Below are 20,768 nucleotides of genomic sequence, written 5' to 3'. Positions count from 1 at the left end.
CGGGTCAGGCCGCCGCTTCGAGTCCGCGCGGCAGCTTGAACGCGATCGTCTCGCGCGTCGTCTCTTCCTCCCGCTCGCTGACGGTGAAGCGTTCGGACAGGCGGTCGACCAGCTCGCGGACCAGCAATTCGGGGGCGGAGGCCCCGGCGGTCAGCCCCAGCGTCCGCACACCGTCGAGGAACGCCCAGTCCAGATCGGCGGCACGCTGGATCAGCTTGGCGCGCTTGCCCGCCCGCTCCGCGACCTCGACCAGTCGCAGCGAGTTGGAGGAATTGGGCGCGCCGATCACCAGCACCGCGTCGCATTCCGCCGCGATCGCCTTGACGGCGGCCTGGCGATTGGAAGTGGCGTAGCAGATATCCTCGCCGCGCGGCGCCTGGATGCTGGGGAAACGGCGCTGGAGCGCCTCGACCATCGCATGCGTGTCGTCCACCGACAACGTCGTCTGGGTCAGGAAGGCCAGGTTGTCGGGATCGGCGGGGGTGAAGGCGTCCACGTCCGCCACCGTCTCGACCAGCGACATGGACCCTTGCGGCACCTGGCCGAAGGTGCCGATGACCTCGGGATGTCCGGCATGGCCGATAAAGACGATGTGGCGACCCATCTCGACCAGCCTTTCGGCCTGGCGATGGACCTTGGACACCAGCGGGCAGGTCGCGTCGAGATAGTCGAGGCCGCGATTCTCGGCATCGGCGGGCACCGACTTGGGAACGCCATGGGCGGAGAAGACGACATGGGCGTGTGGCGGCACCTCGTCCAGTTCCTCGACGAAGACCGCGCCCTTGGCCTTCAGGCTGTCGACGACGAACTTGTTGTGGACGATCTCGTGCCGGACATAGACGGGCGCGCCGTGCTTTTCGAGCGCGAGTTCGACGATGCGGATGGCACGGTCGACCCCGGCGCAGAAACCGCGCGGGGCGGCGATCAACAGGTCGAGCGGCGGCTTCGAGGCATCGGTCATGCGCCTGCCTCTACGCCATTGCTTGCGCGCGTCCAACCCGGTTCCTATGCTGGCGGCCAAACCGGCATATCGCTTCGGCATCCAGAATAGGCGTTCCGACCTGTGAAAGCATCGATCCCCGTCTCCCTCGTCCTTGCGCCCGTCGCCCTTGCATTTGCCCTGGCCGGTTGCGCCCGCACCGGCGAAATCGATGCCTCGGGCGGCATCACCGCCGTCCGCTCGGCCTGCCCGGTCGTCGGGGTGGCCGCGGGGACCGGCGACGTGACCCTGTTCAAGACACCGGACGCGACCGACGAGAATTCGATCGACTTGGTCGCCAGCATGACCAATGTCCGCTCGACCTGCGCCGATGCGGGGGCCGATATCGCGACGACGGTGACCTTCAATGTCGAGGCGCGGCGGACCGACACGTCGACGGCGCGCGACGTCACCTTGCCCTATTACATCGCGATCGTGCGCGGCGGGACCAATGTCGTCGCCAAGCGGATTTCGCGCGTGTCGATCCATTTCGACGCGGGCCAGGCGCGCGGCCAGGTGGCGGGCGAGGCCTCCACGACGATCGCCCGCTCGGCGGCGACCCTGTCCGATGAGGTGCGCGAAAAGCTGACCCGCCGCCGCAAGGCGGGTGATGAGGACGCTGCCGTCGACCCGCTGACCCAGCCCGATGTGCGCCAGGCGGTGGCAAGCGCCAGCTTCGAGGCGCTGGTCGGGTTCCAGCTCACCGAGGCGCAGTTGAAGTATAACGCGACCCGGTAAAGTCCGACTCGATCGGCTTGGGGGAGGGCGGCCGTGCCGCTTGCCCCCGGTCTGGGTGGCAAGCGTCTGCCCCGCCGATCGCCTTTGGCGCTTTGCGCGCGGCTCGGGGGATCGCGCTCCTATCCCACCCAGTCGCGGCGCAGGCACGGCCCCGCCAGCCCGATCAACAGCGCGGCGAGCCCATAGAGCGACAGGCCGTAAAGCATCGAATAGCGCAGTGCATCGTTGCCATAGAAGGGCGTCAGCGCGTCGGAGAGCGCGCCCAGCGCATAGATGCCGCCGCCCAGCCCGATCAGGTTGTTGATGAGCAGGAACAGCGCGGCCGCCGTCGCGCGGGCGGGTGGTTCGACCAGATGCTGCACCGCCGACAGGACAGGCCCCAGCCAAGCATAGGCCAGCGCCTGGGGCAGCAGGAACAGCGCGAAGGCCATCTGCACATCGCCGCCATGGATGCCGCCCGCAAAGAAGGGAATGCTGACCATATAGGCGATGGCCGGGACATAGCCGTACCAGGCCCTGTCGCGCGCGCCCAGCCGATCGGCCAGCCAGCCGCCGCCCAGAATGCCGCTGACCCCGCCGATCAGCAGGATCGCGGCGATGAAGTGCGACGTGCCGATCAGGTCCAGTCCGAAGCTCCGCCGCAACAGGCTGGGCAACCAGAAGGCCAGGCCATAGCCCACCATCGAACTGCTCGCCGCGCCGAAGGAGAGGAGCCAGAAGCTGGGCTTGGCCGCCAGATGGCGGGCGACGGTCGCGAAACGCGGGGTGGCGTCCTCCCGGAGCATCGGCACGGGCTCGGCGCGCGGCCGGTCGCGCACGATCCTGCGGACCAGCGGGGCGACGAGCAATCCTGCCAGTCCGACGACGATGAAGGCCGTCCGCCAGTCGATCCGCGCGGCGATATAGCCGCCCGCCAAGACCCCCGCCGCCGACCCCAGCGGAATGCCCAGCGAATAGACGGAGAGGGCGAAGGCCCGCCTGTGCGGCGGGAAATAGTCACTGATGATCGCATAGGAGGGCGCGACACCACCCGCCTCGCCGATACCCACGCCCAGCCGTGCAAGGAATATCTGCCAGAAGCCGGTGGCGAGGCCGCACAGCGCGGTGAAACCGCTCCACAGGACCAGCGATCCGGTGATGACCCAGTTTCGACTGGTGCGATCGGCGATCCAGGCGAGCGGCGCCCCCAGGGTCGAATAGAGAAGCGCGAAGGCGATCCCGCCGAGCAGACCCAGTTGCCGGTCGCTCAGCCCCAGTTCCTGCTGGATCGGTGCGGCAAGGATCGCCAGGATCTGCCGGTCGACGAAGTTGAAGATATAGACGACGAGCAGCATCGCCAGCACCAGCCTGGCGCGGCCATCGGTCCGGGACTCTTCATGGGGATGGGCGGTTTCGGTCATGCGGGCCATCCTTGCCCGAAAAGGGGTTCGATCGCGACCAGGGTTTCCGGTATGTCGAGGCATGGCGCATCGTCGCGGCATATAATTTCGGCCGCAGGCTCAAGACCCTAAAGGGACTCACACCCTACGAAGCCATCTGCAAGGCATGGCGGAACGAGCCCGACCGATTTACTTCAAATCCGCACCATCAAAGGCCAGGATCAAACTCTGGCGTCATGAATATGACTGGCAGCATGGGCGATCATGACGAATGTGTAATGTCCACGCCTTCAGATGTGTGCGGCCGGTCGCGGCGATGCGGTGCCATGCCCAACCCTCTGGGCGCAGGGCAAAGGGGTGCCGATGGCACCGGCAAGGGCATCCAGAATCGGGATTACGGGTTTTCGGGGGGCAGCAGGTGGTTGGCGATGGAAATCCTGTCGCCTGAGGCTCACGCTGCCTGCCGCCCCCCAACTGAGCGGCACGGGATATCCATGCCGTGTCGCGCTAGTCGCGGTGCGCCATCGCGATCAGCGTCGGTGCATCGATGGTGAACTTGAACCCGAAGACGAGCGCGTTGCCGATATGGGTCTTGCGGAAGGGCGCGCCGGTCTGGTCGGGGTGGAGGATGTACTGGATGTTGGGCGACAGGCGGATGGCGGGCCCGATCTGGGCGCCATAGGCCAGTTCCATCATATATTGATCGCGGCGGATATTGCCGTCGCCGCCGGCGGATATCCGTGCGGCCTGCATCCGCGCCATCGCCAGGTCGGAAAAGCTCTGCTGGTTGATGACGAACCCGATCGTGTCGCGATCGCGCCCGGCAAAGGTCCCGGTCTGGAGCAGGCCCAGTTCGAGGAAATGGCGCTCCTCGACCCGGCCCGACAAATTGGTCATGGCGACACCGAACACCGACAGGCCCCGGTGCGAATTCATGTCCGGCCGGGTCAGCATCTGGTCGAAGCGGACATAGAGGCCGCTGCGCCCCTTCAGCGTGGCGGCCGGGCGTCCACTCAGGATCGCGATGCCCCCTCGGTCGTCGCGCAGCGGATCGGCATAATCGCCACGATCGATCCAGCCGCCCAGGATATAGTGGCGCGGCAGCCGGTCGGTCTTGAAGTCCGAGGCATAGCCCAGTTCATAGGGCACGATGAAGCCGGTGCCGCCCTTGAAGCTGAGGCTGAAACCATTGTCGTCCGCCCGCTTGCGGTTGGGATTGACCTCGTAGATCCCGGCATGGGCGAACCAGTTGTCGGCGACCGTCACCTTGGCATGGGCCATCCAGCTCGACGCCGGGAAATAGGTAAAGTTGCTGTTCTTGAAGACGAAGGTCGGATTGCCGCAGGCGGAGTTCGACTGGAAGTTGCAATAGATCGGCGAGTTCAGGAAGTGGATGTTCGCCTGGCTCTTGCCCACCTCGATATCGAGGGCGTTGTTGAACAGCTTCTGTTCCCAGGTCAGGATCGCCAGATGGGTGTTCTGCGTGCCCCACACCTCCTGGACCGAGGTGTTGTTGCCGATCGCGATCTGCGACAGGTTCTGGCCGTGACGATTGGTGATCGCGAGATGGAGGCCGCCGCCCGTGATGCCGGCGATCTTCTCGAAGTCGAGATCGGCACCGACATAGATCTGCCCGGTATAAGCGGCCTTGCGCTCCAGCCCGCCGGTCGCATTGGCCGCGGCTTCGCCCGTATAGTTCAGCGCCAGCGTGATCCCGTCATCGGCCAGCGGCTGCCAGGTTTCGTAGCCCCTCTTTTGGCCCAGGGCCAGCGGGACGATCTTCGTCGCATGCTGGGACACCTGCGGGTCGCCCGCAGCGGCGGGCGGCGTCACGGTCGACATGTCCTCGGCGGTCGCCGAGAGCGTCGACGCATGGGCCGGCAACCAGCCGGCGGACAGCGGCAAAACCGCCGCGCCCAGGGCAAAGCCTAGCTTGAAATGAACCTTCACGAGCCTGCACCTTCCCCTAAATCTAGCTATTGTGAAAACGTTTTCTCGCAACATGTATCAAGTATGCCTGGTCGTAACAAATTGATTTTCAACAATGACCAACCAGCCTTATCCACGTCGCACCGGCCCCTGCCGGTTCTCGGGCGTCGCTGGGCGATCCGTTTATGCCGATAACTGAAAACGTTATCTCATGATCGATCAGTCTGGATGACGGCGGTCATGGTCACAAGGGCCCGGGACCCGTCCGGCTGTTGATCGAATTATCGGATCAGGCGAACGCTGCGTGTCCCGATGGACGGCGACGTTCGCCTGACGATGGTGGCCCGGTCGGGGCTAGGCGGACAAGGCGAGGGGGCTCGCCGCCTCTTGCGCCTGGGCGTCCTGCAGCATCGTGATCTCCTGCGCGTCGCCCAGCATCAGGCCGACGCGCTGGTGCAGGCCGGTGGGCATGAGGTCCAGGATCCGCGTCGTTCCGTCGATCGCCGCGCCGCCCGCCTGTTCGATCAGGAAGGCCATGGGATTGGCCTCGTACATCAGGCGCAACCGGGCGCTGCCGGTGCGACTGTCCTGGGGATAGAGGAAGGTGCCGCCCCGCTTCAGGATGCGATGGACATCGGCGACCATCGATCCGGTCCAGCGCATCGAATAGTCCCGGCCGCACGGCCCCTTGGTCCCTGCGACCCGTTCGTCGACGAAGCGGCCGACCGTGGCGGACCATTGCGCGCGCCGCGCCATGTTGATGGCGAATTCGGGGGTTCCCGCGGGCAATCGGATCGGCCCGTCGGTCATGCTCCATGATCCGATCTCGCGATCCAGCGTGAATTCATAGACGCCCGAACCGATCGTCAGCACCAGCAAGGGTTGCGGGCCATAGATCGCATAGCCCGCCGCCACCTGGCACGATCCGGGCTGGAGGAAATCCTCCTCGCCGATCTCGCGGCCCGCCGCGTCCGACGGGGCCTTCAGCACCGAGAAGATCGTGCCGACCGACAGGCAGACATCGATGTTGCTCGATCCGTCGATGGGATCGAACAGCAGCAGATATTCGCCCTTGGGATAGCGATTGGGGATGCGGTGGATCGTCTCCATCTCCTCCGACGCCATCGCGGCCAGGTTGCCGCCCCATTCATTGGCATCGAGCAGGAGTTCGTTGGCGATCACGTCCAGCTTCTTCTGGACCTCGCCCTGGACATTCTCCTGGCCCAGGCTGCCCAGCACCTCGCCCAGCGCGCCCTTGGACACGGCGTGGCCGATCGTTTTGCAGGCGCGCGCGACCGTCTCGATCAGAAGGCGCAGTTCGGCGGGCAGCGCCGCGTCGCCGCGCTGCTGCTCGATGAGGAACCGGGTGAGCGACATGCGTTGCATCTGGGTCAGGCTCCGAATTCCGGCGAGGGCGATGCCCTGTCGCCGCGAGGGAAAGGTGTCATGCGGTCACCGGCCGGTGACGGGAGAGAAGGAAGTAGAGGGGCCTCGCGAGATCAGGCGCCCGGCCAGCACCACCTTTCGGGCGGCACCGTCGGGATGGTCGAGCCGGTCGATCAGCATGGCCATGGCGGTACGGCCGATTTCCTCGACCGGTTGCTCGATCACCGAAAGCCCGCCCCCGGCGCCGGTTCCGACGATGTCCATCCATCCCTCATTGTCGAAGCCGGCGAGCGCGATGTCGTCCGGGACCGACAGGCCATGGCGGTGCAGTGCGCGCAGGACCGCCAGCAAGGTGACGCCGTTGCTGGCCACCAGCGCTTGGGGCCGATCGGGCCGGCCGAGCAGATCGTTCATGATCTCCACGACTTCGCCGTCGCCATGGGGAACGGGGATCGCCTCGGCGGCGAGGTCCAGTCGCTGTGCCGCCGCCTCGAACCCCGCGCGACGTTCCGCGCCGGTGCTGCTGGACGCGCCGAACAGGCCCGCGATGCGCCGGAAGCCGCGTTCGTGAAGATGCTCGACCAGCAATCCGGCCATCGTCATATTGTCCAGGACCACGCAGTCATGCGCGATACCCGGTGCCACGCGGTCGATCAGGACCATTGGATAATCGGGTTTCGTCCGGGCGATTCGGGTCAGCCCCTGCCGCGTTGGGGCTAGGATGACCCCCGTCACCCGTTCCTCCTGCATCAGTTGCAGATACATCGTCTCGCGTGCGGGATCCTCGTCCGTGTTGCACAGGATCACCCGCATCCCGCGGGCATAGGCCAGATCCTCGATCGCGCGGGAAACGGCGGTGAAGAAGGGGTTGCGGATGTCCGCAACGATCAGTCCGATCGTGTTGCTGTGACGGGACCGCAGCCGCCGTGCGGCGAGATTGGGGCGGTAGCCGGTCGAGTGCACCGCGGCGAGGACGCGTTCCCGCATCGCCGGATCGACGTTGCGGCCGCTCAGGACGCGCGATACCGTGGCCGCGGATACGCTGGCGACGCGGGCAACATCCTTGATACCCACGCTCATGGAAAACGTAATCTCCTCTCCGCGCCGCCGTTCGGCATCGATTGCCCTTCTTCATGTCGGCGAACGTGATTTTTGGCAAGAGCCATTGACAAAGTTTTGAGAAAACGTTTTCCAGGCGAATAAGCGAAAATTGAGACTCGCGCCGGAGAGGTCAATAGAAAGATGCGCACCCAATCCCCATCACCCGCGATCGGCCCGGAGCTGATCCGGCTCGCCGTGAAAGCGACCGACAAGACGGACGCGATCCGCCAGGCCGGCCAGTTGCTGGCGGCCGCGGGCTGCGTCGCGCCGGGTTATGAGAACAGCATGATCGCGCGCGAAGGCGTTGCGAACACCTTCCTGGGCACCGGCGTCGCCATTCCGCACGGCCTGGGCGAGGACAAGGGGCTGGTCCTCCGCGACGGGATCGCGGTTCTCCAGTTCGTCGAGGGCATCGAATGGAATCCGGGCCAGATCGCGCATCTGGTGATCGGCATCGCCGCCAGCTCGGACAGCCATATCGCGATCCTTCGTCGCCTGACCCGCCTGATCCAGGACGAGGCGCGGCTGCATCAGCTCGCCACGACCGACGATCCCGCGGTGATCGTCGCCGCGCTGCGCGACGATGCGGTGGATCAGGGCGCGGGCCGGCCCCCCGCCGAGGATCTGGACGAGCAGGTGAGCTGGACGGTCGATTATCCCGCCGGTCTCCACGCACGCCCTGCCGCCGCCTGGGCGGAAGCGGCCAAGGCGCTGCCCGTCACATTGCGCATCCGGCACGGCGCCGAGACCGCCGATCCGCGCAGCCTGGTGGCACTGCTGCAACTCGGGCTGAAGGCGGGTGACACGGTCACCATTTCGGCATCGGGGCCCGCCGCGCGGGGTGCGCTCGACAGCTTCCACGCCGCGATCGCCCGGCTGACGGGGCGTGAAAAGGCCGATGCGGCGCGTGCGGCCGAAAAGGCCGCCGCCGCCGTGCCGGTGCGCGGCTGGAAGCCCGTCGATTCGCCGATGATGATCGCCGGCGTCGCCGCCAGTCCGGGGCTGGCGATCGGCAAGGTCCATGTCCTGGCGGCGGCGGAACTGGACGTGCACGACCAGCCGGTGGACCTGGCGAGCGGCGGCGCGCTGCTCGACGAGGCGCTGGTGCGCACCCGTGCGCAGATGACGGCGCTGGTCGATGACACCACCCGGCGTCTCGGCGCAGGCGACGCCGCGATCTTCAAGGCGCAGGCCGCGCTGCTCGACGATACCGACCTCATCACGCTGACCTGCCAGCTGATGGTCGAGGGGCATGGCGTCGCCTGGTCGTGGCATCAGGCGATCGAGCGGATGGCGAGCCAGTTGTCGGCGCTCGGCAATCCGGTGCTCGCCGCCCGCTCGGCCGACCTGCGGGATATCGGGCGGCGCGTGCTGGCGCAGATCGACCCCGGCCTCGGCCTGGGCACGCTCGACGATCTGCCGCAGGAGCCGTGCATCCTCGTCGCGACCGATCTGGCGCCGTCGGATACTGCCGCGCTCGACACGCGGCGCGTGGCGGGCATCGCCACCGCGCTGGGCGGCCCGACCTCGCACAGCGCCATCCTCGCCCGCACCTTGGGCCTGCCGTCGGTGGTTGCGGGCGGCGCGGACCTTCTGTCGCAGGCGGCGGGAACGGTGGCGATCGTCGATGGCGACACGGGCCGCGTCTGGCTGAATCCGTCGGAGGCCGATCTCGCCTCCGCCCAGAGCTGGATCGCCGGTATCGCGGCCCGGCGCGCCGCCGAGGAAGCCGAGCGCAGCCGCCCGGCGGTGACGCGCGATGGTCACCGGATCGCGATCGCCGCCAATGTGAACCGACCCGATCAGGTGCCCGAGGGGCTGGCGCAGGGGGGTGAGGGCGTCGGCCTGATGCGCACCGAGTTCCTCTTCCTCGAACGCGGCGACAGCCCGAGCGAGGACGAGCAGTTCGAAGTCTATCGCGCGATGATCGATGCGCTGGACGGCCGTCCGCTGATCGTCCGTACGCTGGACATCGGCGGCGACAAGCAGGTGCCGCACCTCCATCTGCCCAAGGAGGAGAACCCGTTCCTCGGCGTGCGCGGTGCCCGGCTGCTGCTGCGCCGTCCCGATCTGCTGGAGCCGCAATTGCGTGCGCTCTACCGCGCGGCCAAGGCGTCGGGCGATCTGTCGATCATGTTCCCGATGATCACCTCGGTCGCCGAACTGGTCGCGTTGCGCGAACGGTGCGAGGCGGTGCGGGTGGCGCTGGATGCGCCGGTCGTGCCGATCGGCATCATGATCGAGGTGCCCGCCGCCGCGGTGCAGGCGCATGCGCTGGCGGCCCATGCCGATTTCTTCTCGATCGGCACCAACGACCTGACCCAATATACGCTGGCCATCGACCGCCAGAATCCCGAACTCGCCAGTGAGGCCGATTCGCTGCATCCGGCGGTGCTCCGCCTGATCGCGATGACGGTGGAAGGCGCGCGGCGGCATGATCGCTGGGTGGGCGTGTGCGGCGGGCTGGCGGGCGATCCGTTCGGCGCGGCGCTGCTCGCCGGATTGGGCGTGACCGAATTGTCGATGACCCCGCGCGATCTGCCCGCGGTCAAGGCGCGCCTGCGCGACAGCGAGCTTCCCGCGCTGCAGGCGCTGGCGGCCCGCGCGCTGGATATGGAGAGCGCCGCCGATGTGCGCGCGCTGGATGCCGTGCCGGCGGGCGATGTGCTCGAAAGGAGCGCGGCGTGATGCGTATCGCCACCATCACCCTCAATCCGGCGATCGACCAGACCATCACGCTCGACCGACTGGTGCCGGGCGAGGTCCACCGGGCCCATGCGATCCGCCAGGATGTCGGCGGCAAGGGCGTCAACGTCGCGAGCTGCCTGGCCGATTGGGGCCTGCCGGTCAGCGTGTTCGGGCTGCTGGGGCAGGGCAATGCCGCGCTGTTCGAGGCGCTGTTCGCGCAAAAGGCGATCGACGACCGCTTCCTGCGCATACCCGGCGACACGCGCGTCAACATGAAGCTGGTCGACGACGTGCAGACCACCGACATCAACATGAGTGGCGTGGCCGTGGAGGAGGCGCAGGTCGCCGCCGTCGAACGCGCGGTGGCCGACTTCGCCGGACCGGACGCGCTGATCGTCCTGTCGGGCAGCCTGCCGCCGGGGTGCCATCCCGGCGTCTATGCCGACATGATCGCGGCGCTGGGCGAACGCGGCGCGCGCGTGCTCCTCGACACCAGCGGCCCGGCCCTGGCCCAGGCGCTTCGCGCCCCGGCCCTGCCCGCGATCGTCAAGCCCAATCGGCGCGAACTCGCCGACTGGGCGGGCGACAGGCTCGAGACGCTCGGCGATGTCGTGCGTTGCGCGGAAGCATTGCGCGCGCGTGGCGTGGCGCTTGTCGTCGTGTCGATGGGCGAGGAGGGCGCGCTGTTCGTGTCGGACGAGGGCGCGCTCCTGGCGCAGCTATCCGCGGGGCCGCTCGCCAGCACGGTGGGCGCCGGGGATGCCATGGTCGCGGGCCTCGTCGCCGCCTTTGCCGAGGGGGCCGGTCTGGAACGCATCGCGCGGCTGTCGACGGCCTTCGCGGTCGCCAAGCTCGGGCGTGTCGGCCCGCATCTGCCGGACGTCGCGACGATCGATTCACTGGCTGGGCAGGTCAACATCCGCCCAGCCGCCATCACAGGCCCGGCAATGACGGGAGAGGACGCATGAACCGGATATTTGCGATCGTCGATGCGCGGGATTCCGGCGTCACCGGCGTATTGGCGGGCGAGGCGCTGCGCCGCGCCGCGCGCGATGTCGGCTCGCCGATCGAGATCGAACTGCGCACCACGCAAGGGATCGTCAATCCGGTTTCGCCGGGACCGGCGGACAGTGGCGACCGGTTGCTGTTTGTCGGTGCCGAAGACAGCGCCGACGCCGCGATCCGTGCGCGCGCCGACCGCCTGTTGACGCTGGAGGCGGTGCTCGCCGATCCGGCGGCCGCGCTGGAGATGAAGGCCGGGGCCCAACAGGCCGAGCGGCCCAGGAAGATCGTCGCGATCACGTCCTGCCCGACCGGCATCGCGCATACCTTCATGGCGGCCGAGGGCCTTCAGGAGGGCGCGCGGCAGCTCGGCTATGACATCCATGTCGAGACGCAGGGCTCGGTCGGCGCAGGCAACCCGTTGACCCCCGAGCAGATCGCCGAGGCGGATGTGGTGCTGATCGCGGCCGATCGCGAGGTCGATCGCGCGCGGTTCGCGGGCAAGCGCGTGCTGGTCAGCAATACCAAGCCCGCGATCACCGGCGGCGCCGCGCTGATCCAGAAGGCGCTCGCCGACGCCAAGGTTCAGGGGGAGGGCGCGAATGCCCCCGCCGCCGGGGCTGCCACCGCCGCCGCGAGCGATCGCGCCGGACCCTATAAGCATCTGATGACCGGCGTGTCGTTCATGCTGCCCTTCGTGGTCGCGGGCGGCCTGCTGATCGCGCTCGCCTTCGCGCTGGGGGGCATCCACGCCAATGACGATGCCGCTGCGGGCACGCTCGCCCATGCGCTGTTCACCATCGGGGCGAAGGCCGGCTTTGCGCTGATGGTCCCGGCCCTGGCCGGATATATTGCCTATTCGATCGCGGATCGGCCCGGCATCGCGCCCGGGATGATCGGCGGGATGCTCGCCAGCAGCCTGGGCGCGGGCTTTCTCGGCGGCATCGCGGCGGGTTTCATCGCGGGCTATGGCGTCGACGCGCTGAACCGGGTGATCCGCCTGCCCAAGAATCTCCAGGGCCTGAAGCCGGTGCTGATCCTGCCGCTGCTCGGTACGCTCCTGACCGGCCTGCTGATGATCTATGCGGTGGGAACGCCGGTTGCGGCGGTGCTGTCCTTCCTGACCGAATGGCTGCGCGGGATGCAGGGGTCCAATGCGATCCTGCTCGGTCTGATCCTGGGGGCGATGATGGCCTTCGACATGGGCGGCCCGGTCAACAAGGCGGCCTATGCCTTTTCGGTCGGACTGGTCGCGGCGCAGGTCTATACGCCCATGGCGGCGACCATGGCGGCGGGCATGACGCCGCCGCTCGCCATCGCGCTTGCGACCCGGCTTTTCGCCAACCGCTTCACCGCCGACGAGCGTGAAGCGGGGGCGGCTGCTGCGGTGCTGGGCCTCGCCTTCATCAGTGAAGGCGCGATCCCCTTTGCCGCGCGCGATCCGTTCCGTGTGATCCCGTCGCTGATGGCGGGTTCGGCCGTCACGGGGGCGATCTCGATGTTCGCGGGTGTCGAACTGCGTGTGCCGCATGGCGGCATCTTCGTGCTGCCTATCCCCGGTGCGGTCACGCACCTCGTCGCCTATGTCGCCGCGCTCGCTGCCGGGGTGGTGGTGAGTGCGCTGCTCATCGGCGTGTTGAAGCGTCCGGTGGCGGAGCACGGAGCCCACGCCCCGGCCGTGTCGGAATAGCGGCGTTCCCCCAAGGAAAGGCCGCCGGTCACCCTCGGCGAAAGGGTGACCGGCGCAAACGCGTCAGTGGATCTTCAGCGCGTCGGGCGAAAGCTGCGAGGGCGCGAGCTTCGTGTTCAGCACCCAGCCGACATTGTCGTTTTCGTCCGCCACTTCCCAGAACAGCCCGGTCTTCTTGCCGGTGGGATAGACGACGCTGCCAACCGGCAGGGTGCGGATGACCGTGGCGGACGCAGCCGCCGATGCGCGGAGGGCGACGGGGGCCTGTGCGGTGAAGGTCTTGGCCGGGGCAGCCTGCGCCGTGCCCTCCGCGCCGGGGGTCACGAGCCCAAGGCTGGTCACCATCTTGGCATAGGCCTGAATGAAGGAGAGGGTGACGATCCGGCCGATATCCGTATTGTCATAGCCGCCACCGACCGCGCCGCCGATCGCGAAGAAGCCGCCACCGCCCAGCGATATGTTGTTCTTGGCGGCATAGCCCTCTTCCGTCGCGAGCGTTTCGGTCGTGCGGACATTGGTCAGCGAGAGGACCGTGTTGGCCTCCATCTTCTTGCTGCGAAGACCGCCCAGCAGCCCGCCCACGCGTCCGCCGAGCAGGCCCCCGACGCCCCCGGCGATACCGTTGCCGCTGACGTTCGAGTTGGCACCCTGAACCTCGGCCACCATCACATAGTCCGCGGCCTTGATCTGGCCCTGCCCGACATTGGAACCGCGCTGCATGCCCAGGTTGCCGCCAATGGCGCGCTCCTTCTCCGCTGCATTCAGGCCGCTGCCGCGATCGACCAGGTTGAAGCAACCCGACCGGGCGACCAGCACCTTCAACAGCTTTGACGGCGGGGCGAGATTCCAGGCGGTCCAATAGGACGAATTGTCGCCGTCGACGATCGAGAGGGTGCCGAGCCTGCGGGTGCAGCGGGGTACGTCATTCGCGGTCTGCTCCTGAAGCCGCTGGCCGGCGGAAGGCTTGGCCAGCTTCTGCGCGGTGGTGGGCGTCGTGGAGACGAGGCTTGCCGCCACCATCGTAACGGCGATGAAACGCATGTTCACTCCTGTCACTCCCCTTCGTGGCGGCGCGAGTGGAACAGTTCGGGCCTTCCCCCGCGGCGCGTCGTCAAAAACGTGGAAGGTTCGTAGTATCTATATGGCTTTACGACAAGATCGTCACGGCGGTGTCACGATTGCGTCCGCCATCCCGCTCCGCGCAGCCATCGCGAGCCCGGAAATCGGAGCCGGAATGGCTGCGGCTCGGGCAAGCCTTTACGCGCTATTGATCCGCACGCCGCGCGGGAGCATGGCAGCACCCATCCGCTTGTTGATGGAGCCCCTATGCGCCTGTTCGCCGCGACTGCCACGATCCTGCTGATGTCGACCACCGCGATTGCCCAGGGTGCGAAGCCCGTTACGAGCCGGGCCGCTTCCGCCGCTCTGCCCGCCTCCAATCCGTTCGCGAAGCCCAGCACCCTGCCGCTGGAGGCACCGCCGTTCGATCGGATCAAGAGCAGCGACTATGCGCCTGCGTTGCTGGCGGGCATGGCCCAGCAACGCGCCGAGGTGCGGGCGATCACATATGCGCGCAGCGCCCCGACGTTCGACAATACCATCGCCGCGCTGGAACGTTCGGGCCGATTGCTGGAGCGGGCCAGCCTGGCCTTTTACGGTGTGGTCGGTGCCAATACCGACGATATCCTGCAAAAGACCCAGGCCGATCTCGCCCCCGCCTTTGCGGCGCATCAGGATGCGATCAACCTGGACCCGGCGCTGTTCGCCCGCGTCAAGACGCTTTACGACAAGCGCCAGTCGCTGGGGCTCACGCCCGAACAGCTTCAGGTGCTGACGCTGACGTACCAGAACATGGTGCGCGCGGGTGCGCTGCTGTCCCCGGCCGACAAGGCGACGCTCAGCCAGTATAATGCGCAGCTGTCGACGCTGGAAACTGCATTCCAGCAGAAGCTGCTCGCGGCGACCAAGGCGGGCTCGCTGGTCGTCGATGACCGCGCGAAGCTTGCCGGGCTCTCCGAGGGCGAGATTGCGGCGGCGGCCGATGCGGCCAAGGCACGCGGCTTGCCGGGCAAATATGTGCTGACGTTGCAGAACACCACGCAGCAGCCCGAACTGGCGACGCTGACGGATCGCGCGACGCGTGAGGCGCTGTTCCGTGCAAGCTGGACGCGGGCGGAGAAGGGCGACGTCAACGACACCCGTGATACGATCTCGCAGATCGCCTTGCTGCGCGCCCAGAAGGCCAAGCTGCTCGGCTTCCCCACCTGGGCCGATTACGTGCTGCAGGATCAGATGGCGAAGAATCCGCAGACCGCGCTGGCCTTCATGCAGCAGCTGGGCAAGCCCGTCGCCGCCGAACAGCATCGCGAGGCGGCCGAGTTGCAGGCGCGGATCAAGGCGACGGGCGGCGATTTCGACCTCAAGCCCTGGGACTGGGACTTCTACTCGGAACAGGTCCGCAAGGCGAAATATGATCTGAACCAGGACGAGCTGAAGCCGTATTTCGAGATCAACAAGGTCCTGACCGACGGCGTCTTCTATGCGGCGCACGAGCTGTACGGCCTGGCCTTCAAGCGTCGGACGGACATTCCCGTCTATCAACCCGACGTCATGGTCTATGAGGTGTTCGACGCGAGCGGCGCCACCCTGGGCCTGATGTATTTCGATTACTGGAAGCGCGACAACAAGAATGGCGGCGCGTGGATGTCGAACTTCGTCAACCAGTCCAAGCTGCTCGGGACCAAGCCGGTCATCTACAATGTGGGCAATTTCAGCAAGCCCGCCGCCGGCCAGCCCGCGCTCGTCAGCTTCGACGATGTGGTGACCATGTTCCATGAATTCGGCCATGCGCTGCACGGCCTGTTCGCGAACCAGGTCTATCCCTCGGTATCGGGTACCAACACCGCGCGCGACTTCGTGGAGTTTCCCTCGCAGTTCAACGAGCATTGGGCGCTCGATCCCAAGGTGCTGCCGCACTATGCGGTGAACTACAAGGACGGCAAGCCGATCCCGCAGGCGCTGGTCGACAAGATCAAGCGCGCGGGCACCTTCAACTCGGGCTATTCCTTTGGCGAGGCGCTGGCCGCGGCCGAACTGGACATGAGCTGGCACTCGCTGAACGCGGCGCAGGGGCGGCAGAATGTCGATGCCTTCGAGGACCAGGCGCTGGCCGCGACCGGGCTGGACATCGCCGACGTACCGCCGCGCTATCGTTCCAGCTATTTCCTCCACATCTGGGCGAACGGCTATTCGGCGGGCTATTACGCCTATAGCTGGACCAAGATGCTGAGCGAGAATGCCTTTAACTGGTTCGATCAGCATGGCGGCATGACCCGCGCCAATGGTCAGCGTTTCCGCGACATGATCCTGTCGAAGGGGCATACCGAGGATTACGCGCCGATGTTCCGCGCCTTCAACGGCGCCGATCCCCAGGTCGGGCCGCTGCTCAAGCAGCTTGGCCTGAACGCCGACGGCTCGCGGATCGCCGAACCCGCCGCGACGCCCCCCTCGTCGGGTCAGTAAGCGTGGGCGGGAGGCGGTGGTGCCTCCCGCCCAAAAGTTCGTCCGGCCGGATGGCCATCACGCTCGACGCGGTGTGTCTGGCCCCTGAAACTGGCATCGGCGAATCACCCCATGTCGTGATAGAGGAAGGTCGATGCGTATCGCCCTGCTTTTTCGCCTTTTTCTGACGGGTCTTGCGGCCGGTTCCACCGTCCCGGTATCGGCCGCCACCGGGTCCTACGAACTCTTCGAACTCCAGCGCCAAATCAGTGCGCTGGTTGCGGGGCATTCGGGGGAGTATGGGATCGCGGCCATCGACCTGCGCGACGGCTATACCGCGGCCGTCAACGGCGCGACCCCATTTCCGATGGCGAGTACGGTGAAGCTCGCCATCGCGGCGGCCTATCTGACGGAGGTCGATCAGGGGCGGCGCAGCCTTGGCGATATGATCAATGGTCGCACGGCGGCGCGGGCGCTTGAGGCGATGATCGTCCGCAGCGACAATCTGGCCGCCGATCAACTGTTCGCCACCCTGGGCGGCCCGGCCAAGGTTCACCAGTGGCTGCTATCGCACGGCATACGGGGCATCCGGGTGGACCGCACGATCGCCCAACTGCTTCGGGAGCGTGGTCATCTGGCGGACAGCAAGGATGTCGCGACACCGTTGGCGATGGTCACGCTGTTGAAGGAAATCGACGGCGGCACCATTTTGTCGCCGCAAAGCCGCGGGTTCCTGCTCGACCTGATGCGGCAGTGCAGGACGGGAACCCGCCGTATTCGGGCTTTGCTTCCGGCCGGTACCTTGGTGGAAGACAAGACCGGCACGCTCGATGGCATCTCCAACGACGTGGGGTTCATCACCATGCCCGATGGTCGCCGCGTGGCCATCGCCGTATTCGCGCGAGGGGGACGCGATCGCCAGCCCGTCATCGCGGCAGTCTCACGAATGATCTATGACCGCTTCACCGACAGCGTTCGCAATGCGATCGCGGCGTTCATGCGCATCCGATAGGGGGGGATGCGGTCGCTTGGCGGGCGATGCGCCGTTCGCGATCTCAGACCTTCGTGCTGAACGGCGTGAAGTCGGTGCCCTTGTCGAAGACCTCGAAACCCTCGGCCTTTTTCAGAAAACCGACGGCGGCGTAGGTCAGCGGGGTCAGGATCACCTCCCAGCTTACCTTCAGCGCCCAGTTGGTCACCGCCACCGCGATCACCTGCGACAAGGGCCACACGCCCAGGAAGGCGAGCGGGTAGAAGACGACCGAATCCACGGCCTGCCCGACGACGGTCGAGCCCACGGTGCGGGTCCAGAGATGCCGTCCCTGCGTCCACACCTTCATTCGGGCCAGGACATAGGAGTTCGCGAACTCGCCGATCCAGAAAGCCGCTACGCTTGCAAGGACGATACGGGGAACCTGCCCGAACACCTGTTCATAGGCCGCCTGGCCGTGCCAATCGGGGGATGGCGGCAGTGACACGACGACCCATGACATCAGCGCCATGAACAGCATGGCGGCAAAGCCGGCCCACACACAGCGCCGCGCTCTCGCATAGCCATAAACTTCGGTCAGGATGTCGCCGAGCAGATATCCCAGCGGGAAGAACAGGATGCCCGCCCCGAACGGCCAGTTGCCGATGATGGGCAGATCGACCTTCGCGACCTTCTCCGCGCCGATCACGTTCGACAGGAGCAGGACGGTCACGAACGCGGCCATCATGAAATCGAAATAGCGCATCGGGCGCTGGTGAAGCGTTCCGGCCTCCACCTCGATCAAGCCATGGTCCATGCTCATGCGGCGCTCACTCGATGAAGGGGCTGATGATGGGCAGGGCGGCGGATCACATGGCGCAACGGAAAAAACAGAATGGCCGCGCAACATCGCCATCCGGCGACCCATGGCAGGCGGAGGACGGCGACGTTCCCCATATCCGTGCCCGTGGCGTCGGACAGCGGCGGCATCGTGACGAGCGCCGCCCACTGCGCATCGCGGCTCGTAATCCTCCGTTCCCCCATCATGCGGATCCCCCTGGAAGCTGTTCGCCCGACATTTATCGCCATTCCCATGAACCGCAAACCGCGCTAGGGACGCCACCATCCGCGCGTCCGTAGCTCAGTTGGATAGAGCAAGGAGCTTCTACCTCCTCGGTCGGGGGTTCGAATCCCTCCGGGCGCGCCATTTCTGTTCAGCTTTGGGCACTGCGACACCCGGCGTCTGGGATGCCATGATGGCGCGTTCCAGCATCGCGTTGCGCCCCGTGATCCGAACCTCGCGGTCGCCGACTTCGACGCGGTCCACGAGCAGGTGGATGTATTCCTTGCGCGTCCTGCCGTCCGGTTCATGGAGCTTGCGGCGGAGCAGATCGCCGAACCTGGCGATGATCGCAGGCGTGATTCGCCGATCGCCAGCATCAAGTTGGCGTTCGAGGACAGCGATGTCCGCCTGAGTGCTGGCCTTCTGCGCGCGGATGTTGCCGAGTTCGGTGGCGACCTGCGGATCGTCCGGGCTGAGCACCTCCAGCCGCACCAGCTTGATCACACGGGCGCTCTCGCCATCAAGTTGGGTCAGCCGGGCGCGTAGCCGCTTCAGTTCAGCGGCGCGCTCCGCGACGGCGGTTTCCGACCGGTCCAGCCATGTCTGCAGAAGCGTGGTCAACCGTTCCGGCTGGACGAGATGACGGGTCACCGCGCCAACGACTAGATCGTCCAGCTGCTCCATCGGAACGCGGCGTCCCGTGCACGCGTCCGGCCCGCGCTTGATCCGCGCTGAGCAGGCGTAATAACGATACTGGCCGGACTTTCCGGTGCTCGTCATCATCCCGGCGCCGCAACCGTCCCCACCGCAACCGCAGACCGCGCGGCTGGTCAGCAGATTCGTATTCGTCTTCGCGGCCGCTTCGCCCATCCGCGGGTCGCGGTCGGCCATCTGCTGGCGGACCGCGTAGAACGTCTCTTCATCAATGATCGGCGGCACCGGGATCGGCACCCACTCGCTTTCCGGCCGCGTCTCACCGGTGCGAGAATTCCGGCGGTTGAAGATGACATAGCCTATATAGGCGGTGTTAGTCAGGATGTTGTGCAACGTCCCGATGCTGAACCGCTTGCCCCGGATGCGATAACCGCGTTCGTTGAGGTGATGCGCCAAGCCCGTGACGCCAATCGGGCCGCTCGCCGTGCCTTCGCGATACGTCTTGAAGATGTACCTCACCATGTCGACCGTCTCGGGGTCGTGCTCCAGCTTCTTGCGGTCCTTGCCGCGCGCCTGCGGCACGGTGCAGGTGCGAAAGCCGATCGGCGGCGTTTGCCCGTTCCAAAAGCCGTTCACGGCATTGGCCACCATGGTGCGGCGAACATGCTTGGCGTTCTCGGCCGAATGATATTCGTCGAAGATGGCGAGCATCGATACGGCGAGGTCGGATGCCGGATCGTCACCGAAATCCTGCGTTACCGAAATAATGCGAATTTTCTTGCTGCGCAGCCGCTCGCGATACTGCATGAAGTCGAGCGCATTGCGGAACAGCCGCGACAGCGAATGCGCGAGGATGATGTCGACCGGACGCTCATCCGACTCGGCGAGCGCGATCATTTCACGAAAAGCGCGCCGATGATCGTCGGTGGCGCTGCCCGCTTCCGAGAAGACCCTGACGGCCTGCGCGCCATGATCCTCGATCCACCGTTCGGCGGTGGCGATCTGATCCGGGAGCGACAGGTCGTTCTTTTCCTGCCGCGTGGTCGATACCCGCGCGTAGACGAAGACGCGCTTACCCGCGAACGTGTCGCTTCCCATTGTCAGACCTTTCGAACAGCGCGGCGATCTCGCCGCCGAACAGCCGATCGATCAGCGCGACCTCCTGTTCGAGGGTCGACCATGAATCGTCGAAGGCCGCGCTGACAAGCCCCGGATCGTTGATACGCGCATCACTGACCGGCGACGCGGAGGTCACTTGGATCGTTGGAGGTGATGCGCGCCGGCTCATGGGCCGGGCGTGGCAGGTTCAGCGCGACGCCGTTGCGGGGGGCGCTCGCGAATCTTCCAGAAGTGCCTGCGTTACGGGTTCACCGTGTCAGGTCGACAAGAAGGAGGCGAGTTTTCGATGTCTTGCTGTCTATCGCAGGCTCGTCGATGGCGTTCCCGATTTCCCATCACAGAACGGTGGTTTTGGGAAATGGCAATCGGGAACGGATTTTGAGAATGTCCATGTCCCAGGCATACGTTGGACCACCCGGCTCGGCCGAAATCCTACCTCGGGTTCCTTTACGGGAACGCCGATCAGGCTCTGGTTAGCTCAGTTTTGCGCGTGATAGTCCAATGCTCCAGTCGTTTGTAGACGATCACCTTGTCGCCGATCAGATCTCCATGCCGGCGACAGAAGAGGT

The 20,768-nt window shown here is 66.3% G+C and carries 15 protein-coding genes, 1 tRNA gene and 1 pseudogene; 10 read left to right on the top strand and 7 right to left on the bottom strand.

The window, feature by feature from the left end:
* Positions 1-4 precede the first annotated feature (4 nt).
* On the bottom strand, positions 5-961 hold the full coding sequence (gene ispH / locus ABDV78_RS16600) for a 4-hydroxy-3-methylbut-2-enyl diphosphate reductase (RefSeq protein ID WP_343528580.1): 957 nt from the start codon (positions 959-961) through the stop codon (positions 5-7).
* A gap of 102 nt (positions 962-1,063) precedes the next feature.
* Here ispH and ABDV78_RS16595 point away from each other — a divergent pair, with 102 nt between their 5' ends.
* Positions 1,064-1,717 (top strand): hypothetical protein, encoded by a 654-nt coding sequence (locus tag ABDV78_RS16595; protein ID WP_343528578.1) that lies wholly within the window; start codon positions 1,064-1,066, stop codon positions 1,715-1,717.
* A 119-nt stretch (positions 1,718-1,836) separates the two neighbouring features.
* On the opposite strand, the gene ABDV78_RS16590 is transcribed toward ABDV78_RS16595, so the two are convergent.
* Positions 1,837-3,117 carry an MFS transporter gene (locus ABDV78_RS16590; RefSeq protein ID WP_343528577.1) on the bottom strand — a complete coding sequence of 427 codons (1,281 nt, stop codon included), beginning with the start codon at positions 3,115-3,117 and terminating at the stop codon, positions 1,837-1,839.
* A gap of 71 nt (positions 3,118-3,188) precedes the next feature.
* Here ABDV78_RS16590 and ABDV78_RS16585 point away from each other — a divergent pair.
* Positions 3,189-3,323, top strand: a pseudogene (locus ABDV78_RS16585) (IS481 family transposase); the annotation flags it as partial.
* A gap of 280 nt (positions 3,324-3,603) precedes the next feature.
* On the opposite strand, the gene ABDV78_RS16580 reads toward ABDV78_RS16585, so the two are convergent.
* From ABDV78_RS16580 to ABDV78_RS16570, 3 genes are all read right to left on the bottom strand, one after another.
* Complete coding sequence (locus tag ABDV78_RS16580; protein ID WP_343528576.1) at positions 3,604-5,046, bottom strand: carbohydrate porin; 1,443 nt, start codon at positions 5,044-5,046, stop codon at positions 3,604-3,606.
* 333 nt (positions 5,047-5,379) lie between these two features.
* Positions 5,380-6,411: a class 1 fructose-bisphosphatase gene (locus ABDV78_RS16575; protein ID WP_343528574.1), complete on the bottom strand. Its 1,032-nt coding sequence runs from the start codon at positions 6,409-6,411 to the stop codon at positions 5,380-5,382.
* Between the two features lie 66 nt (positions 6,412-6,477).
* Positions 6,478-7,491, bottom strand: coding sequence for a LacI family DNA-binding transcriptional regulator (locus ABDV78_RS16570; RefSeq protein ID WP_343528572.1), 1,014 nt, complete (start codon positions 7,489-7,491; stop codon positions 6,478-6,480).
* A 162-nt stretch (positions 7,492-7,653) separates the two neighbouring features.
* Between ABDV78_RS16570 and ptsP the strand changes: the two genes are divergently transcribed.
* Genes ptsP through ABDV78_RS16555 form a run of 3 tightly spaced genes read left to right on the top strand, consistent with a single transcriptional unit; the run spans position 7,654 to position 12,892 of the window.
* Positions 7,654-10,200, top strand: coding sequence for a phosphoenolpyruvate--protein phosphotransferase (gene ptsP, locus ABDV78_RS16565; RefSeq protein ID WP_343528571.1), 2,547 nt, complete (start codon positions 7,654-7,656; stop codon positions 10,198-10,200).
* Positions 10,200-11,168, top strand: coding sequence for a 1-phosphofructokinase (gene pfkB / locus ABDV78_RS16560; protein ID WP_343528594.1), 969 nt, complete (start codon positions 10,200-10,202; stop codon positions 11,166-11,168). The genes ptsP and pfkB overlap by 1 nt, the downstream gene beginning before the upstream one ends.
* A complete protein-coding gene (locus tag ABDV78_RS16555; protein ID WP_343528570.1) occupies positions 11,165-12,892 on the top strand; it encodes a fructose-specific PTS transporter subunit EIIC in 1,728 nt (575 codons plus the stop codon). The genes pfkB and ABDV78_RS16555 overlap by 4 nt, the downstream gene beginning before the upstream one ends.
* A gap of 63 nt (positions 12,893-12,955) precedes the next feature.
* Here the strand turns inward: ABDV78_RS16555 and ABDV78_RS16550 are convergent, their stop codons facing one another.
* Positions 12,956-13,933, bottom strand: coding sequence for a CsgG/HfaB family protein (locus ABDV78_RS16550; protein WP_343528569.1), 978 nt, complete (start codon positions 13,931-13,933; stop codon positions 12,956-12,958).
* Positions 13,934-14,218: 285 nt separating this feature from the next.
* Here ABDV78_RS16550 and ABDV78_RS16545 point away from each other — a divergent pair, with 285 nt between their 5' ends.
* Together ABDV78_RS16545 and ABDV78_RS16540 are read left to right on the top strand one after the other, a co-directional pair.
* On the top strand, positions 14,219-16,414 hold the full coding sequence (locus tag ABDV78_RS16545; protein WP_343528567.1) for a M3 family metallopeptidase: 2,196 nt from the start codon (positions 14,219-14,221) through the stop codon (positions 16,412-16,414).
* A gap of 133 nt (positions 16,415-16,547) precedes the next feature.
* Positions 16,548-17,405, top strand: a complete 858-nt coding sequence (locus tag ABDV78_RS16540; RefSeq protein ID WP_343528566.1) for a serine hydrolase — start codon at positions 16,548-16,550, stop codon at positions 17,403-17,405.
* 43 nt (positions 17,406-17,448) lie between these two features.
* Here the strand turns inward: ABDV78_RS16540 and ABDV78_RS16535 are convergent, their stop codons facing one another.
* A complete protein-coding gene (locus ABDV78_RS16535; protein ID WP_343528565.1) occupies positions 17,449-18,186 on the bottom strand; it encodes a queuosine precursor transporter in 738 nt (245 codons plus the stop codon).
* 307 nt (positions 18,187-18,493) lie between these two features.
* Between ABDV78_RS16535 and ABDV78_RS16530 the strand changes: the two genes are divergently transcribed.
* The 3 genes from ABDV78_RS16530 to ABDV78_RS16520 all read left to right on the top strand — a co-directional run bounded on the left by ABDV78_RS16530 (position 18,494) and on the right by ABDV78_RS16520 (position 20,283).
* Positions 18,494-18,570, top strand: a tRNA-Arg gene (locus tag ABDV78_RS16530).
* 162 nt (positions 18,571-18,732) lie between these two features.
* Positions 18,733-18,972, top strand: coding sequence for a hypothetical protein (locus tag ABDV78_RS16525; protein WP_343528564.1), 240 nt, complete (start codon positions 18,733-18,735; stop codon positions 18,970-18,972).
* A 495-nt stretch (positions 18,973-19,467) separates the two neighbouring features.
* Entirely contained in the window at positions 19,468-20,283 is an 816-nt protein-coding gene (locus tag ABDV78_RS16520; protein WP_343528562.1) for a hypothetical protein, read from the top strand.
* Positions 20,284-20,768 lie beyond the last annotated feature (485 nt).

The sequence above is a fragment of the Sphingomonas sp. genome (assembly GCF_039594485.1).
In the GTDB taxonomy this organism is placed as follows: Bacteria; Pseudomonadota; Alphaproteobacteria; order Sphingomonadales; family Sphingomonadaceae; genus Sphingomonas.
The sequence above is the reverse complement of the archived record's forward strand: the minus strand, read 5'-3'. Positions and strand labels throughout refer to the sequence as shown.

Excerpts from the sequence above, each read along its gene's own strand:
- ispH (WP_343528580.1), bottom strand. The coding sequence starts at position 961 with ATGACCGATGCCTCGAAGCCGCCGCTCGACCTGTTGATCGCCGCCCCG.
- ABDV78_RS16590 (WP_343528577.1), bottom strand. The coding sequence starts at position 3,117 with ATGACCGAAACCGCCCATCCCCATGAAGAGTCCCGGACCGATGGCCGC.
- ABDV78_RS16575 (WP_343528574.1), bottom strand. The coding sequence starts at position 6,411 with ATGCAACGCATGTCGCTCACCCGGTTCCTCATCGAGCAGCAGCGCGGC.
- ABDV78_RS16570 (WP_343528572.1), bottom strand. The coding sequence starts at position 7,491 with ATGAGCGTGGGTATCAAGGATGTTGCCCGCGTCGCCAGCGTATCCGCG.
- ptsP (WP_343528571.1), top strand. The coding sequence starts at position 7,654 with ATGCGCACCCAATCCCCATCACCCGCGATCGGCCCGGAGCTGATCCGG.
- pfkB (WP_343528594.1), top strand. The coding sequence starts at position 10,200 with ATGCGTATCGCCACCATCACCCTCAATCCGGCGATCGACCAGACCATC.
- ABDV78_RS16555 (WP_343528570.1), top strand. The coding sequence starts at position 11,165 with ATGAACCGGATATTTGCGATCGTCGATGCGCGGGATTCCGGCGTCACC.
- ABDV78_RS16550 (WP_343528569.1), bottom strand. The coding sequence starts at position 13,933 with ATGCGTTTCATCGCCGTTACGATGGTGGCGGCAAGCCTCGTCTCCACG.
- ABDV78_RS16545 (WP_343528567.1), top strand. The coding sequence starts at position 14,219 with ATGCGCCTGTTCGCCGCGACTGCCACGATCCTGCTGATGTCGACCACC.
- ABDV78_RS16540 (WP_343528566.1), top strand. The coding sequence starts at position 16,548 with ATGCGTATCGCCCTGCTTTTTCGCCTTTTTCTGACGGGTCTTGCGGCC.
- ABDV78_RS16535 (WP_343528565.1), bottom strand. The coding sequence starts at position 18,186 with ATGAGCATGGACCATGGCTTGATCGAGGTGGAGGCCGGAACGCTTCAC.
- ABDV78_RS16525 (WP_343528564.1), top strand. The coding sequence starts at position 18,733 with ATGGAGCTTGCGGCGGAGCAGATCGCCGAACCTGGCGATGATCGCAGG.